Below are 13,325 nucleotides of genomic sequence, written 5' to 3'. Positions count from 1 at the left end.
TCAACATTAAATTATCAGTCACCGATTGAATACAAAAGAAATCGATGACCTTATCTTTTTGGTACTAAAAAGTGTGGACATACCACAGAACGTAAAACAATTTCATCGCGTTCTTCTTTTTTAGTTGTTATCCATTCCCAGAATGAAAACTTATTGATGTTAGGATTTAAATTTCCTGTTCGTGATTTTTCATTAGATTCTCTCTTAATTTGCTTATTAATATCAGCGATAATTTTCTTTTTTAATCCACCCCACCAGGCATTACATAACGGGTACCAGTATTACCCTCCCCCGGTGTTAATCCAACATCTCGTTTGTCATCATACGGCCAATCTTTTTGAGGAGTTTGAGATCTAAAAGAATCATAATATCCAGGCGTATTCAAATAATATGATGAACCTAACCAGGTTACATCATCAATTAGATCATCTGGTAATTTGCATAACTCAGTATGTAATTTATTAAAGGATGGGTTAAGACAGAACGAATAAAATTCATTCGCTTCGCTTTTCAATATTGGATCTGTTAATACTAAATCTGAAATTGTTGAACGAACCTCTCGTAAATCGGTGTTATATGGCAATGTTGTAACTGCTGATTGGGTAAATCCAGAAGATAAAGAGTAAACAAAGTACCACCAAATAGGAACATAAATTTGCTGACCACTTAAATGTTATGTTTTTTAAAAGATGATGAATCTGGTGATATTTCTGAATATGAACAATTAGATTTTTGTTGAGTGATTTTTCCACTGTCAATGACTGCTGAATAACCATTGTTTTCATAATGTAGCACTCTAATATCAAGACTAATTGATGGATAATACACAAAAAAGATTACGACAATACTTATATAAATATATTGTTCTAATCGAGTAACAATAATATTTGCATGTTCTCCTTTAAGCGCCCCTTTGTCTCTAACATCAATAATGATGCTAATCATTTTAAATATTTAGGGCAAAACAAAAATGCCAGACATAGATATAATGTTCCATAGTCCATTATTGATAGACCATCCAAGTGACAATATCACATAGTCAAAGAAACTCATAGCAGACATTTTTTACTCCATCCGAATAAACAACATTATTTCATTAAAACAAATTAAGAAAAAACACAATTTGCTAGTTCTAAAAAACAGTTGTGAGTTGACTTTAGTTTTTATGGTTATTTTAAATTTAATAAGGAGACAAATAAAAAATGCATAAATAACAAAACGTATCACTAAGAACAGATAGTAATTTCCATTAAAAAAGTTATTAATCGATGCAATTTCGGTTTATCCCTGTGTATACAGGGAACACCCAATTGATAGAGTAAAAAATGGTGAAATAACCGGTTTATCCCTGTGTATACAGGGAACACGCATTAATCGTGAGCGTTTTGGGAATATTCTCAGGTTTATCCCTGTGTATACAGGGAACACAGAACAATCATTAATTGATGATACATTTTTTTCGGTTTATCCCTGTGTATACAGGGAACACGCTTCAGCGAGTAGTTGATTTTTCTTAGATGACGGTTTATCCCTGTGTATACAGGGAACACAATAACGGATGAATCCACGATTGAACTCAACCCGGTTTATCCCTGTGTATACAGGGAACACTCCCACATTATTGATTCCAAATCTTTATTTTTCGGTTTATCCCTGTGTATACAGGGAACACTCCAATTATAACATACTGTTTTATAATTAAAATATTGACCACCAAATTTCTACCGATTTTTTAGGCTATTTTTTACCAAAATCTGTATTTATAACACTATGTTTTTATTTAATTAATTAAAATTGATGGGAATTGAAATTAGATTCTACGGAATTCCATCAATAAATTTATATTTTTCATGCTATTAAATAAATGGTAAACAATGAAATATAGAATTGCGATTATTTGAATAGCAAAAAAAGCTATGTAATATTGACGCATCAAAGATTTATCCCTGTGTGTACAGGGAACATAATCTCAAAAACAGCACCAACAGATCGACCAGCGGTTTATCCCTGTATATACAGGGAAAACACAAAGCTGACATATATAATCAATCCTACTAATTTAAACTTTAAATAAACAATTTATATTTTTAACACTTTAAAATTATTCAACTTTTTTATAAACTTTTCCTCTTTTGGTTACAAATTCTTTGTTTTCATTAAATTCACCTATATAATTTCCGCGTAAATCATAAATTTGATTACTATTTTTTATGTTTACGATATGTTTTTCTCTCCCCATTTTAAGGACTTTATCAAGATGATCAGGTTCTACAGTAAATGTATACTCAACATCATTTATTTTTTCTAGTGTTATAACTCTTTCGCCAGTTTCTTGTGGTTCATATTTTCCTTGAAAATTGGTTTTTTCACCGCATGCGGCTAACATAAAAAATAAAACAAAACAAAATATTATCTTTTTCATCATTACTTTACCTTTTCTTTTTTATAAACTCTTGTGTTATCTGTTCTAACGTCTCGTTATTTAAATGCCTAACAAGAATAAAATTGATAATTTCACTAACTCTTACTATTCTTCTGCACTTATTACTTATATTTAAAGCGATTGTTGTTGCTATTTTGGTTTATCTCTGTGTATCTCCTTACTCTTAAAAGACTTTAAAAGGCCGGTTTATTCCTGTTTATAAAGGGAACACGATAGTGTATACGTTATACATTGTACAGCTAACCGGTTTATCCCTATGTATACAAGGAAACGTATTATAACTTATTGTTTATTAATTAAAATGATTAGTTGAAAATTTCCATCAACTTTTTTGCTGTTTTTTTATATAATTTTATTGAGATGTTTTTGATGCTTTGTTGTTATTAAAATTACTCTATTTTTAGAGTGATTTGTTTGTATATCTTAGTTACAAAATTTTCATAATCTATGATTCATATACGCTTTTTTAGTTAACATGATTTCAGCAATCTTAAAGTAATCAACTATATTTTTTTAGTAAAAACCATTATGTAAGGCTGTTACTTCATATCTATTACTCAATTTTAAAAGTAAATACTTATGTTGACCTAATATTATGTTTTCTTTATAAACATAAATTTAAAATAAATTATTTATTGGTTTTTATACTGAAACGTATAGTTAACCTGAAACTTTTTGACAAAATAGAAATACCTATCATTTGTTAGTAAACAGACTATAAGTTGTTGATTACTATTGTCACTAATTGCATTTGGCTGATTGTGTCTTGCAAATTTTTATTTTCTAGTTTAATTTACCTGCACAAATTATAAATAATTAGAGACGAAACATGCAGATATCATTTAAAGAACAACAGCAGCGAATTAGCTTTGTAAAACAATTTTTTGCCGATAAATTAGCGGAAAATTTATCATTAATCGAAGTTCAAGCCCCTCTACTGAGTAAAGTTGGTGATGGTGTTCAAGATAATTTATCTGGAACAGAAAACGCAGTGCAAGTTAAAGTGAAAACAATTAATGATGCCCAATTTGAGGTGGTACATTCACTTGCTAAATGGAAACGTAAAATTTTAAGTGATCACCATTTTGCTGTTGGTGAAGGCTTATATGCTAACATGAAAGCACTGCGTCCTGATGAAGATCGCTTATCGCCTATTCATTCTGTCTATGTTGATCAATGGGATTGGGAAAAAGTAATTCGACCAGAAGATCGTAATCTAACTTATTTAAAACAGACGGTTGAAAAAATTTATTCAGCCATTAAAGCGACTGAAAAAGCAGCATCCGAAAAATATCATCTTTCCCGTTTTTTACCTGAATCAATTACCTTTATGGACAGTGAGCAACTGTTAAAACGTTATCCAAATTTATCCCCTAAAGAGCGTGAAAATGCGATAACTAAAGAACTTGGCGCTGTATTTTTAATTGGTATTGGCGGTAAGTTGGCAAATAACGAAAAACATGATGTGCGTGCTCCAGATTATGATGATTGGAGCAGCGATAATGAAATGGGTTCAAAAGGGTTAAATGGTGATATTTTAGTTTGGAATCCAATTTTAAACAGTGCTTTTGAAATTTCATCTATGGGTATTCGAGTCGACCCAGAAACATTAAAACGTCAATTGAAAATCACTGGCGATGAGGATCGTTTGCAATTTGCTTGGCACCAAGCTTTAGTCAATGGAGAACTATTGCAAACCATAGGTGGTGGAATTGGTCAATCCCGTTTAGTTATGTTACTTCTACAACAAAAGCATATTGGTCAAGTTCAAGCTAGTGTTTGGGACGATTCAACCAAACAAAATTATTCACAATTGCTTTAGTTGGCAGTCAACATACTTTACCTTAAATGGTAAAGTATGTTTGTTATTAAAAACTTCTATCTAATCCCATTTGCCAAAAATTAGCTTCAAGTTGAGTAGCCTGCTTAAATATTGTCGTTAAATGTTCAAATCGGCTCGTATCGATATTTATTAAACGTTGATCAATCCATGCAATTTCATTTTGCATTGTCTGTTGAAACGCCTTACTTCCATACATTTTAATCCAACTGGTATATGGGTTATTTTTAGCATCATACCAAAGTTGTTTTCTCAACCATTTGGCAATCATACCATAACCGATTAAACAAGGAGACAATACAATATGTAAGTCTAAAATATCACCTTGCAATCCAACATCAAGCACATACTGCGTGTATGCCTTATTTGCTTTGGCTTCCGTTAGCGTATTGAGTTCATTTTCATTTATTCTCCATCTTTTACAATATTCAATATGTAAATCAAGTTCTATTTCAACAATCGTTTTTAAACTATTTAAAGATTGCTTAATTTCTGAAATATCATGACTTTTATAGACAGCAAGTCCCCAAACTCGTGAAAAATTGATTAAAAATAGATAGTCTTGCTTTAAATAGTGCTGGAAACAGCCTATATCTAATGTTCCCTGGCCTAATCGCTGAATAAATTCATGTTGAATATAGTGATCCCAATCAGTTTGACATGATTGAATAAGTGAGTAAAACGATGACATAACAGCTCCTTTTTTTAACAACTCAGCTACTGACGAGTAAAGCAGACTTGCAGAAAAAGCCTGTTTTAACCCCTTTTCTTCGCTATTAAACGAATCAGGTTCGGCTGGTATAATTTCAGCTTATAGCACCCCAATTAAATAAATATCCAGAATAATGAACAAAACTTTTACATAAGTAATAATTTATTACTAAGTTTTACTTTCTTTTTGTTCACTTATTATCAACTAAAAAATTAATTTTTATTTTTATTATTGAAATTGAGTAGGCTTATTCGATCGCATTGTAGATTTAGCTTATTGAACCTACTCTATTTATTTTATTAAAAGTGGTTATCTGTTTTCTGACTCAATTTGGGGTTCTTGATTTTCTGTAGCGAGTGGAGCTGCTTCTTGTTGAGCTAATGTATCAGATTGAGTTTTTGAGTTCTGGTTTTGGGGTGTTGGTGTTTGTTCGGTTGTTTGAGTCGCTACGGGTATATCTTTAAAGCGCACATAAACAATCTTTTGTTGACCACGATCACAAGATCCGACAATTTTACCTTCAGTTTGTTGATCGGCTTGTTCGATTGGAATGAGTTTCAATTGAAATTTAGAAGGATCAACACCATTATTTTTTATTTTTTCAGCTATATTAGAGCTAATGTCTTCACAATTAGATGCTACAGCCATCATTGGTAAACTTAATAAAAGAACCAAGACTAACTTTTTCATTTCCTTTCCTTTTAGTATAAAACTACTAATATTATAAAACTATTGGTGAATCTGTCTACAACTGTTGTACGTAATTACTTCATAATAGTGAATGAAGATAAACCGAATTTAGGAAAAAATGGAATAATGATTACTGATGTTGGTTTTCCAATAATTTTAATCGATTCAAAATCCAAGAGCGAATATCGTTTAATTCATCTTCAGATAAACTATTCACAAAATCTCTTTTTTCATGCAATTTTTTGCGATCAGCTTCTGTTAATACTACTCCTTTTAAATTTAACAATACTTCTTTACGATATACGGAGTAGATAAATTCTTTTATCAAGTCATCTGAAAAATTTATCTCAGTCATAATATTCATTCCTTTTGTGTCATCATTACCTTCTTCACAACTATTAAATTAAAATAGCTGGTCTTTTTAGGTAAGTATCATCAACTACATCGGATAAAAAATGCCATCTATTCTAAAATTTAAATCATTATCAATATATCACTGGTACTTTTTACTATAATATTATATTAAAGCCTTTACAATGGACAAATATCACTCATTCATAAAAATTTTTTAATTTTATATCGCCAAAATTATTCACTATACTATTTGATAAGTATTTAACAAACCTGTTGATAACTCTTTACTAAATTGATTTATATTGTTATTTTTACTAGGTTAAAAATTAACCAGCCAATTTTTTAATTTTATTCCCTTAAAAAAAGCAAGTGTTTTTTTACTTTTTTCTTTTACAAAATAAGCTTTTTTATCGTCTAAACTGCAACAAAAAAGCAACAGCCCAATATTAATATTGTGATTGTTGCTTTAACTGCTTTAACATTATTGGTATTTAAAACGCAGTAAAATTCCAAATAGCAAATAATAAATCTAAATAGTTAATACTTACAATAGATAAACTTTATACCTTTTAAAATAGGTAGGTTTAAAGTAAACAGATAACTGCGATAATTCCGTTATTTTGTTAATTATTGAAATTGTTAGGATAAGTTTTTCTAATTAAACAGCAAAACCAAATATTAAGATTGATTGTCACATTATCATTATTAGAATTTATAATGCGGTTAGAAATGCGATAAAACCAAATATGACGCCAGGAGAATTAGCGATTGCAATTGGCCAATCTTTCTTTTCTCGTAATAATCCATAAAACACCCAAAGCAAACAGTTGATTGCAGCCGCTAATGGTTGAGTTGGATTAGATTTTAACCCATGAAGATTATCAATAATTTGTGGAATATAAGAAATATACATACATAACGAAGCTACTGTTGCAATAATACCTAAATAATGGAAAGCTTTTTTTGATAGTTTCAAAATTGTCCCCTTTTAAATTTCTAAAGATATCTAAATGATTATAATCAGATGTGGAATTACCTGCAATTACACGATCTTGCCCCAAAGTATTCATTATCGTTAAGACAAATCAATGAAATAATAAGGAATGTATGTGTTAAAAAACGATATTATAGTTATTCATCAGGTTATAAAACGCACTGTGTAGTCTATTAGCCAATAAGGTAAAAACTACACAATGCAATTTATTTCTAAGATTGGTGATATTGTTACAAATTACCTGTAATTATTTAAGTTCAGTCTGTTTTGTTTCATAACCTAAAAATATAATACTGATAATTGCAACTAAGATCGATAAACTAAAAAGCCCGAAAATGGTACTGATTGATACATTATTTGCCATTAATAACCCAACCATTAATGGACCTAAGATACCGCCAATACGACCAATTGATGCCGCCATGCCGGCACCCGTTGCCCGAATATTGGTGGTGTATTGTTCAGGCGTGTAAGCATACATCGCACCCCATGCACCTAAATTAAAGAACGAAAGTAATGCACCAAAGAATAATAACTGGTTAGCGGATTCAGACAAACCAAACAAATAGGCGCTTATTAATGTACCAAGTAAATAGGTAACTAACACCCATTTGCGCCCGACACGTTCAATTAGCCAAGCCACCGTGAAATAACCAGGTAACTGTGCAAGAGTCATTAACAAAATATACTCAAAGCTTTTAACCATACCAAAGCCTTTCATCATCATAACGCTAGGCAACCATAAAAACATGCCATAATAGGAAAACACTACGCAAAACCAAACAATCCACAGCATTAATGTTTGACAACGAAACTTTGTTGATAACAATGACTGTACTTTATGAAGGATGGAATCTTTTTTTGCATTGGAATTTAACTGTATATAGGTCGGAGAATCCGGTAGGCTAAATCGTAAATAGAGCGCATAAAAAGCAGGAGCAGCACAAATTATCATAGCGCCACGCCAACCAACGGCTGGAAGCGGGATAAGAAAATAAGCAATCAATGCCGCAAGTACCCAACCTACCGCCCAAAAGCTTTCCAATAATACCACCACCCTACCACGTACCTCTGGTGCAACGCTTTCACTAACTAATGTGGATGCAACGGGCAATTCGCCACCTAATCCCATACCAATGAAAAAACGTAATACAAGCAAGCTACCCAGTCCCCATGCAAAGGCACTTAAGCCACTGGCAATACTAAACATGAGTAAGGTAAATAAAAAGGCCGATTTACGTCCTTTTTGATCAGCATAAATACCAAATACAAATGCACCCACTGCCATGCCGATAGAGTTAACACTACCTATCCATCCCAGTTGAGCTGGTGAAAGCCCCCAATCTTGCTTTAATGCAGCTAAAATAAAAGATAATAGGCCAACGTCCATTGCATCAAACAACCAACCTGTGCCGGCAACAAGTAATAATTTATTAATCGATAATGATGATACTTTTAAATTTTCCATAATAACTGATAGATAAAATAACTTGAGTTTGTTCATCAAAGCAGATTCTGAACAAAATGTCCATAACTTAATCTGACTTTACCCAAGCTATCCCCAAAATCTGAGCCTTGTGCAACAATAATACCTTGAGATAATAGGTGATTTAAAAACATTAGTTCTTGAGCCGTATTTGTCACAGGTAAGTTTGCATACAAATGGAAACCACCTAATGATGGTTGATAAGTTATCTCACCATTAAATTTGGTGTTTAGCCAATTCATTAATTGCTCTGATCTGTATTTTAGTTTTTCACGTAGCAGTTGTTGATGTGCCAGATAGTGGTTCTTTAAATATTGTTCTGCTAATAATTGAGGTAAAATGCTTAACCCTGAATCAATATGTTGGCGGATTTTAGCTAAGTTTTCGATAACTGCTCGAGGCGCAATCATCCAACCAATTCGAATATTTCGACCAATATATTTAGATAATGAACCTAAATAAATAACCTGATCATTATTATCAAACTTTTTAATCGGTGAGATTGCTAAGTTATCGCTAAAGGCTAAATTACTATAAGCATCATCCTCGACGATTCCAATACATTGTGATCGGCAAAAATCAAGTATCCTTTTTTTTCGTTTATCACTCATAACAAATCCCATCGGATTTTGAAAAACAGGATTTAAAAACAACCATTTAACTTGATGTTGTTCTACCACTTTTTTTAAACTTTCCAGCATGATGCCTTGAGCATCACACTCTATGCCATATAAGCGTAATCCCGCCGCTTGAAATAAGGGTAACGAATAAAAGTAAGAAGGAGACTCAATGCCAATCGCATCTCCGGGTTTGAGTAAACCTTGGGTAATTAAGAACAATGATTGCTGAGTACCTGAAGTAATTAAGATCTCATCACTGTCAACTTGCATAGCAAAACATACTTTCATATAGTGCACAATCTGTTCTTTAAGTGAGGGTAAACCCAACTGTAGCTGATCACTCTGTTTTTCGTGCATCACTAATTCGTGGGACGATATATTAGGTAATTGTAATTTGGGAATTAAATCAGTGGGTAAATCTCCATTAGCAAGATCATATATTTGAGTTTTACTGTTCCGTAGTTTATCAATTTTTTGTTGATACAATGTTTGTTTGTTTTGATAAAAGAAATGCCCAGGTAAACGCCAATTAATCGTTGAGTAAACTTGCATCCCCCATTTCTGATTATTTACATATGTACCACTACCTCGTTTACGAATTAATACACCGCGTTCAGTTAAAAAATCTAGTGCATGTACGATTGTCGAACGATTTACTTGCAATTGTTTAGCCAATTCTCGCTCTGAAATTAACCTTTCACCCGAAATCAAAATCCCATGTTCGATATAATACTCAATCAGTTGGATAACTTTTTTGAAAATTGGACCTTCAAAAGGTGCAAGTTTTTGTTTATGCCACATATTTTGCTCTTTTTATATCTAGTTGATACGTTTAATATTTTTCAAAATTGGCATTAAATGGCTGATTCTTTTAATGCCATCAGTATTTTATGTTGTTCGTTTTCGGCTTTTTAAAAAAACATTTCTTACCATTTAAAGATTATGTCCTAAATAAAGAAATTTATTAATTTACTTTGGTAAATATTTATCTCTTTGATGCTATTAGTTTTATTGCGTACAGCATTGTAAAACTAAAATGACCGATTGAAGTAATGGCAATTTGTGTAATGTCTAAAAATATACTTAATGCGGTCTTAATATAACCGAACACAAAATAAAATTGGATGGTTTGATTATAGTCCAATTGGCCGTTTATTCCACTCTGATATTTCTGAATAATAGATAACCAATCACAAATTCAGTTAAAAAAAACTTTACTAGGAGCAAACATGAATCAAGTTACAGGAACACAAACCGTTAAACGTGGCATGGCGCAAATGCAAAAAGGTGGTGTTATTATGGATGTCGTTAATGCCGAACAAGCAAAAATTGCCGAGCAAGCGGGGGCTGTCGCAGTCATGGCTTTAGAGCGTGTGCCATCGGATATTCGAGCAGCTGGAGGCGTTGCCCGAATGGCGGATCCAACAATAGTAGAACAGGTAATGAATGCAGTGACAATTCCTGTCATGGCAAAAGCACGTATTGGGCATATTGTTGAAGCTCGCATCTTAGAATCAATGGGCGTTGATTATATCGATGAAAGTGAAGTATTAACCCCTGCCGATGAACAATATCATCTACTTAAAAGTAATTTTACCGTACCATTTGTGTGTGGTTGTCGTGATTTAGGCGAAGCATTACGTCGTATTGGTGAAGGTGCATCAATGTTACGAACCAAAGGAGAGCCTGGTACAGGTAATATTGTTGAAGCGGTGCGCCATATGCGTAAAGTCAATGAACAAATTCGTATGGTTGTCAGTAAATCTGATGATGAGTTGATGACTTTTGCTAAAGAAATTGGTGCACCTTTTGAACTGGTAAAACAAATTAAGCAACTCGGTAAATTACCCGTCGTCAATTTTGCTGCGGGTGGCGTAGCTACTCCTGCCGATGCAGCTTTGATGATGCAACTTGGTGTGGATGGCGTATTTGTCGGTTCTGGTATTTTTAAATCACAAAATCCTGAAAAATTTGCTAAGGCAATTGTGCAAGCTACAACCTATTATGATGATTACCCACGTCTAGTGGAATTATCGAAAGGCTTAGGTGAAGCAATGAAAGGAATAGAAATCAGTAAACTTACCGAATCCGAACGCATGCAAGAACGAGGTTGGTAATGACGCAATCGTTAACTTCCAAGCGGTTAAAAAAAGTTGGTGTGCTCAATTTACAAGGAGCAGTTAGTGAACACATCACTATGCTAAATAGTTTAGATAACGTGCAAGCTATCGCAGTAAAACATCCCGAGCAATTAGCTGAACTAGATGGTCTGATTATTCCTGGTGGAGAATCAACAACCATTAGCCGTTTGATAAGACAAAATGGACTGTTTGAACCAATTAAACAATTTGCTCAACAAGGTAAAGGTATTTTAGGGACTTGTGCAGGATTAGTTTTATGCGGAAAAACCACTACCCATAATGAAGTTGAACAGCTTGCTTTAATCAATATTCATGTTGAGCGTAATGGTTTTGGTCGGCAAATTAACAGCTTTGAAACAAAGTTAGATGTTAAGTTAATCGGTCAGCAAATCCCTGCTGTTTTTATTCGTGCTCCCTATATCGCCAAAGCAGGTGAGCATGTAGAACAACTCGCTTTCATTGATGAACATTGCGTAATGGCTAAACAAAATAATATTTTAGTCTGTTCATTTCATCCTGAATTAACACAAGATAATCGCATTATGCACTATTTTGTAGAGATCTGTTAATCAGTTTTAGTAAAATAGACCATTAATTTAATCAACTAGACATTAAGCAATAAACTAACAGATTATTATGATCTGTTAGTTTATAGTTTAGATGTTAATAGCACTTTTAAAGTTGGGTAATATAGACCTGATGATTCAAAATGTTATTAGGATCAAATTGCTGTTTTATTCGCTGCATTAATTGACGGTTTTCTTGGGCAATGGCATTGTTAAAATATTTTACTTTTGCAGTGCCAATACCATGTTCAGCCGAAGGTAGTCCACCTAACTCATGACATTTTTGATATAAGGCATTATGGATTTGCTCGAGTGCTTCTGACCATTGCTTTTCGTCTCGTCCGTCACGCAATATGCATAAGTGAATATTGCCGTCTCCTGCGTGACCAAAAGCGAGCATACGAACACCTGATTGGGATTGTAACTGTTTCGTGTAATGAATAAAATCGGCAATACGATTAATCGGAACGACAATATCAATCGGATCTTGTTCTGTAACTGCCTCAACAGCACGAACCAATGATCCGCGAACGGTCCAAATTTGATTGGCTTGTTCGATCGTTTCGGCAATAAAATAGTTGCAATCGCCTAAATTCGCTAATAACTGTTGGCGTTGCTGAACAATGTGTTGCTTGTTGGCGCCATCAAGCATAATGATTAAATAGGCCTTAGAATCTGGCAATGGAAATTGGAAACCTGAATAGCGTTCTCCCCACTGCGCCACTTGACGTTCAACAAATTCCAGTGCAGTGGGTGTTAATGTCTGTAATATTGTCGTGATATTGGCAACGGCTTGTTCAATAGTGTTAAATCCAATAATTAATGTTTCAAAGACACTTGGTTTAGCAATCAATTTTAATGTACATTGGGTAATAATACCTAATGTTCCTTCGCTGCCGATAAAAAGATGTTTTAATGACAGCCCCGTATTATCTTTGATATTTTTACTACCAATATTTAATACTGTGCCATCTGCCATAACGACTTCAAGCGCTTGCACATAATCTCGCGTAACACCATATTTAACCGCACGCATACCGCCCGCGTTAGTACTAATATTACCGCCAACGGTCGCATTTTTTGCACCGGGATCAGGTGGATAAAAAAGATTCTGCTTTTCAACAAACTGCTGCAAATCTTGTAATAAGATGCCTGATTGTACCGTTACCGTAAATGTTGATTTATCTAGTTCAATAATAGTATTCATTAACGATAAGTCGATAATCATACCACCATTAGGAATGGTTGAGCCAACTAGATTGGTGCCCGCTCCACGTGTTGTAATTTTTAGATTATTTTGATTGGCATATTTAACAAGTTGTGCAACTTCATCCGTAGTTTTAGGATAAACCAAAATTTCCGCTTGCCCATAATGTGATTTAAGTCCATCAGTTAAGTGAGATTGAGGTATATGATCTTTAGTAATGATTCGATCTGAATCAACAATTATATCCGTTAATTTTTTCATGTTGTTTTACC

General features: G+C 33.2%; 13 protein-coding genes and 1 CRISPR repeat array. Of the genes, 3 read left to right on the top strand and 10 right to left on the bottom strand.

Annotated features, from left to right (window positions below; all coding sequences use genetic code 11):
• Positions 1-241: 241 nt before the first annotated feature.
• The 3 genes from H3S73_RS12045 to H3S73_RS12035 form a co-directional block, all read right to left on the bottom strand.
• On the bottom strand, positions 242-583 hold the full coding sequence (locus H3S73_RS12045; protein ID WP_370528807.1) for a hypothetical protein: 342 nt from the start codon (positions 581-583) through the stop codon (positions 242-244).
• Between the two features lie 83 nt (positions 584-666).
• Positions 667-945: a hypothetical protein gene (locus H3S73_RS12040; protein WP_198236701.1), complete on the bottom strand. Its 279-nt coding sequence runs from the start codon at positions 943-945 to the stop codon at positions 667-669.
• A 332-nt stretch (positions 946-1,277) separates the two neighbouring features.
• A CRISPR array of direct repeats spans positions 1,278-1,672; the repeat unit is 29 nt; unit sequence CGGTTTATCCCTGTGTATACAGGGAACAC.
• A 429-nt stretch (positions 1,673-2,101) separates the two neighbouring features.
• Positions 2,102-2,425, bottom strand: coding sequence for a membrane lipoprotein lipid attachment site-containing protein (locus tag H3S73_RS12035; RefSeq protein WP_198236702.1), 324 nt, complete (start codon positions 2,423-2,425; stop codon positions 2,102-2,104).
• Positions 2,426-3,272: 847 nt separating this feature from the next.
• Between H3S73_RS12035 and asnA the strand changes: the two genes are divergently transcribed.
• Positions 3,273-4,265 (top strand): aspartate--ammonia ligase, encoded by a 993-nt coding sequence (gene asnA, locus H3S73_RS12030; protein WP_198228116.1) that lies wholly within the window; start codon positions 3,273-3,275, stop codon positions 4,263-4,265.
• A gap of 46 nt (positions 4,266-4,311) precedes the next feature.
• Here asnA and tenA read toward each other — a convergent pair whose 3' ends face one another.
• From tenA to H3S73_RS12000, 6 genes are all read right to left on the bottom strand, one after another.
• Positions 4,312-4,974 carry a thiaminase II gene (tenA, locus tag H3S73_RS12025; protein WP_198236703.1) on the bottom strand — a complete coding sequence of 221 codons (663 nt, stop codon included), beginning with the start codon at positions 4,972-4,974 and terminating at the stop codon, positions 4,312-4,314.
• A 330-nt stretch (positions 4,975-5,304) separates the two neighbouring features.
• Positions 5,305-5,685 carry a DUF1161 domain-containing protein gene (locus H3S73_RS12020; RefSeq protein ID WP_198228112.1) on the bottom strand — a complete coding sequence of 127 codons (381 nt, stop codon included), beginning with the start codon at positions 5,683-5,685 and terminating at the stop codon, positions 5,305-5,307.
• Positions 5,686-5,815: 130 nt separating this feature from the next.
• On the bottom strand, positions 5,816-6,040 hold the full coding sequence (locus H3S73_RS12015; protein WP_198228110.1) for a hypothetical protein: 225 nt from the start codon (positions 6,038-6,040) through the stop codon (positions 5,816-5,818).
• 711 nt (positions 6,041-6,751) lie between these two features.
• Positions 6,752-7,015, bottom strand: a complete 264-nt coding sequence (locus tag H3S73_RS12010) for an SWEET family sugar transporter (protein WP_232352544.1) — start codon at positions 7,013-7,015, stop codon at positions 6,752-6,754.
• Positions 7,016-7,280: 265 nt separating this feature from the next.
• On the bottom strand, positions 7,281-8,501 hold the full coding sequence (locus tag H3S73_RS12005) for an MFS transporter (RefSeq protein WP_198236704.1): 1,221 nt from the start codon (positions 8,499-8,501) through the stop codon (positions 7,281-7,283).
• A gap of 35 nt (positions 8,502-8,536) precedes the next feature.
• Entirely contained in the window at positions 8,537-9,940 is a 1,404-nt protein-coding gene (locus tag H3S73_RS12000) for a PLP-dependent aminotransferase family protein (RefSeq protein ID WP_198236705.1), read from the bottom strand.
• A 428-nt stretch (positions 9,941-10,368) separates the two neighbouring features.
• Between H3S73_RS12000 and pdxS the strand changes: the two genes are divergently transcribed.
• Together pdxS and pdxT are read left to right on the top strand one after the other, a co-directional pair.
• Positions 10,369-11,256: a pyridoxal 5'-phosphate synthase lyase subunit PdxS gene (pdxS, locus tag H3S73_RS11995; RefSeq protein ID WP_198236706.1), complete on the top strand. Its 888-nt coding sequence runs from the start codon at positions 10,369-10,371 to the stop codon at positions 11,254-11,256.
• Positions 11,256-11,849: a pyridoxal 5'-phosphate synthase glutaminase subunit PdxT gene (pdxT, locus tag H3S73_RS11990; protein ID WP_198236707.1), complete on the top strand. Its 594-nt coding sequence runs from the start codon at positions 11,256-11,258 to the stop codon at positions 11,847-11,849. Before pdxS ends, pdxT begins: the two co-directional genes overlap by 1 nt.
• A gap of 106 nt (positions 11,850-11,955) precedes the next feature.
• Here pdxT and H3S73_RS11985 read toward each other — a convergent pair whose 3' ends face one another.
• Positions 11,956-13,314 carry an FAD-binding oxidoreductase gene (locus H3S73_RS11985; protein WP_198236708.1) on the bottom strand — a complete coding sequence of 453 codons (1,359 nt, stop codon included), beginning with the start codon at positions 13,312-13,314 and terminating at the stop codon, positions 11,956-11,958.
• Positions 13,315-13,325: the final 11 nt, after the last annotated feature.

The organism is Gilliamella sp. B14384G12 (assembly GCF_016101825.1).
Taxonomy (GTDB): domain Bacteria; phylum Pseudomonadota; class Gammaproteobacteria; order Enterobacterales; family Orbaceae; genus Gilliamella; species Gilliamella apicola_N.
This window is presented reverse-complemented; position numbering and strand designations above follow the sequence as displayed.

What these genes read in the sequence shown, in the direction of transcription:
- H3S73_RS12040 (WP_198236701.1), bottom strand. Translation starts at nt 945, where the DNA reads ATGATTAGCATCATTATTGATGTTAGAGACAAAGGGGCGCTTAAAGGA.
- H3S73_RS12035 (WP_198236702.1), bottom strand. Translation starts at nt 2,425, where the DNA reads ATGATGAAAAAGATAATATTTTGTTTTGTTTTATTTTTTATGTTAGCC.
- asnA (WP_198228116.1), top strand. Translation starts at nt 3,273, where the DNA reads ATGCAGATATCATTTAAAGAACAACAGCAGCGAATTAGCTTTGTAAAA.
- tenA (WP_198236703.1), bottom strand. Translation starts at nt 4,974, where the DNA reads ATGTCATCGTTTTACTCACTTATTCAATCATGTCAAACTGATTGGGAT.
- H3S73_RS12020 (WP_198228112.1), bottom strand. Translation starts at nt 5,685, where the DNA reads ATGAAAAAGTTAGTCTTGGTTCTTTTATTAAGTTTACCAATGATGGCT.
- H3S73_RS12015 (WP_198228110.1), bottom strand. Translation starts at nt 6,040, where the DNA reads ATGACTGAGATAAATTTTTCAGATGACTTGATAAAAGAATTTATCTAC.
- H3S73_RS12005 (WP_198236704.1), bottom strand. Translation starts at nt 8,501, where the DNA reads ATGGAAAATTTAAAAGTATCATCATTATCGATTAATAAATTATTACTT.
- H3S73_RS12000 (WP_198236705.1), bottom strand. Translation starts at nt 9,940, where the DNA reads ATGTGGCATAAACAAAAACTTGCACCTTTTGAAGGTCCAATTTTCAAA.
- pdxS (WP_198236706.1), top strand. Translation starts at nt 10,369, where the DNA reads ATGAATCAAGTTACAGGAACACAAACCGTTAAACGTGGCATGGCGCAA.
- pdxT (WP_198236707.1), top strand. Translation starts at nt 11,256, where the DNA reads ATGACGCAATCGTTAACTTCCAAGCGGTTAAAAAAAGTTGGTGTGCTC.
- H3S73_RS11985 (WP_198236708.1), bottom strand. Translation starts at nt 13,314, where the DNA reads ATGAAAAAATTAACGGATATAATTGTTGATTCAGATCGAATCATTACT.